Source organism: Bacillus inaquosorum KCTC 13429, from assembly GCF_000332645.1.
GTDB classification, from domain to species: Bacteria; Bacillota; Bacilli; order Bacillales; family Bacillaceae; genus Bacillus; species Bacillus inaquosorum.
Window position 1 is genome coordinate 1 of sequence record NZ_AMXN01000021.1, and the last position, 2,500, is coordinate 2,500.

Genomic DNA, 2,500 nt, shown 5'->3' on the forward strand with positions numbered 1-2,500 from the left:
CGGAGAGTTTGATCCTGGCTCAGGACGAACGCTGGCGGCGTGCCTAATACATGCAAGTCGAGCGGACAGATGGGAGCTTGCTCCCTGATGTTAGCGGCGGACGGGTGAGTAACACGTGGGTAACCTGCCTGTAAGACTGGGATAACTCCGGGAAACCGGGGCTAATACCGGATGCTTGTTTGAACCGCATGGTTCAAACATAAAAGGTGGCTTCGGCTACCACTTACAGATGGACCCGCGGCGCATTAGCTAGTTGGTGAGGTAACGGCTCACCAAGGCAACGATGCGTAGCCGACCTGAGAGGGTGATCGGCCACACTGGGACTGAGACACGGCCCAGACTCCTACGGGAGGCAGCAGTAGGGAATCTTCCGCAATGGACGAAAGTCTGACGGAGCAACGCCGCGTGAGTGATGAAGGTTTTCGGATCGTAAAGCTCTGTTGTTAGGGAAGAACAAGTACCGTTCGAATAGGGCGGTACCTTGACGGTACCTAACCAGAAAGCCACGGCTAACTACGTGCCAGCAGCCGCGGTAATACGTAGGTGGCAAGCGTTGTCCGGAATTATTGGGCGTAAAGGGCTCGCAGGCGGTTTCTTAAGTCTGATGTGAAAGCCCCCGGCTCAACCGGGGAGGGTCATTGGAAACTGGGGAACTTGAGTGCAGAAGAGGAGAGTGGAATTCCACGTGTAGCGGTGAAATGCGTAGAGATGTGGAGGAACACCAGTGGCGAAGGCGACTCTCTGGTCTGTAACTGACGCTGAGGAGCGAAAGCGTGGGGAGCGAACAGGATTAGATACCCTGGTAGTCCACGCCGTAAACGATGAGTGCTAAGTGTTAGGGGGTTTCCGCCCCTTAGTGCTGCAGCTAACGCATTAAGCACTCCGCCTGGGGAGTACGGTCGCAAGACTGAAACTCAAAGGAATTGACGGGGGCCCGCACAAGCGGTGGAGCATGTGGTTTAATTCGAAGCAACGCGAAGAACCTTACCAGGTCTTGACATCCTCTGACAATCCTAGAGATAGGACGTCCCCTTCGGGGGCAGAGTGACAGGTGGTGCATGGTTGTCGTCAGCTCGTGTCGTGAGATGTTGGGTTAAGTCCCGCAACGAGCGCAACCCTTGATCTTAGTTGCCAGCATTCAGTTGGGCACTCTAAGGTGACTGCCGGTGACAAACCGGAGGAAGGTGGGGATGACGTCAAATCATCATGCCCCTTATGACCTGGGCTACACACGTGCTACAATGGACAGAACAAAGGGCAGCGAAACCGCGAGGTTAAGCCAATCCCACAAATCTGTTCTCAGTTCGGATCGCAGTCTGCAACTCGACTGCGTGAAGCTGGAATCGCTAGTAATCGCGGATCAGCATGCCGCGGTGAATACGTTCCCGGGCCTTGTACACACCGCCCGTCACACCACGAGAGTTTGTAACACCCGAAGTCGGTGAGGTAACCTTTTAGGAGCCAGCCGCCGAAGGTGGGACAGATGATTGGGGTGAAGTCGTAACAAGGTAGCCGTATCGGAAGGTGCGGCTGGATCACCTCCTTTCTAAGGATATTTACGGAATATAAGACCTTGGGTCTTATAAACAGAACGTTCCCTGTCTTGTTTAGTTTTGAAGGATCATTCCTTCGAAACGTGTTCTTTGAAAACTAGATAACAGTAGACATCACATTCAATTAGTAAGACAAGATATCACGTAGTGATTCTTTTTAACGGTTAAGTTAGAAAGGGCGCACGGTGGATGCCTTGGCACTAGGAGCCGATGAAGGACGGGACGAACACCGATATGCTTCGGGGAGCTGTAAGCAAGCTTTGATCCGGAGATTTCCGAATGGGGAAACCCACCACTCGTAATGGAGTGGTATCCATATCTGAATTCATAGGATATGAGAAGGCAGACCCGGGGAACTGAAACATCTAAGTACCCGGAGGAAGAGAAAGCAAATGCGATTCCCTGAGTAGCGGCGAGCGAAACGGGATTAGCCCAAACCAAGAGGCTTGCCTCTTGGGGTTGTAGGACACTCTGTACGGAGTTACAAAAGAACGAGGTAGATGAAGAGGTCTGGAAAGGCCCGCCATAGGAGGTAACAGCCCTGTAGTCAAAACTTCGTTCTCTCCTGAGTGGATCCTGAGTACGGCGGAACACGTGAAATTCCGTCGGAATCCGGGAGGACCATCTCCCAAGGCTAAATACTCCCTAGTGACCGATAGTGAACCAGTACCGTGAGGGAAAGGTGAAAAGCACCCCGGAAGGGGAGTGAAAGAGATCCTGAAACCGTGTGCCTACAAGTAGTCAGAGCCCGTTAACGGGTGATGGCGTGCCTTTTGTAGAATGAACCGGCGAGTTACGATCCCGTGCAAGGTTAAGCAGAAGATGCGGAGCCGCAGCGAAAGCGAGTCTGAATAGGGCGCATGAGTACGTGGTCGTAGACCCGAAACCAGGTGATCTACCCATGTCCAGGGTGAAGTTCAGGTAACACTGAATGGAGGCCCGAACCC

At 53.0% G+C, this 2,500-nt stretch carries 2 rRNA genes (1 of these 2 cut by a window edge); both read left to right on the forward strand.

Annotation, left to right across the window (positions count from 1 at the left end):
• Window positions 1-1,546: ribosomal RNA gene (locus BSI_RS00035) — 16S ribosomal RNA — on the forward strand.
• 169 nt (window positions 1,547-1,715) lie between these two features.
• A 23S ribosomal RNA gene (locus BSI_RS00030) occupies window positions 1,716-2,500 on the forward strand (its annotated part continues 2,139 nt past the right edge of the window); the annotation flags it as partial.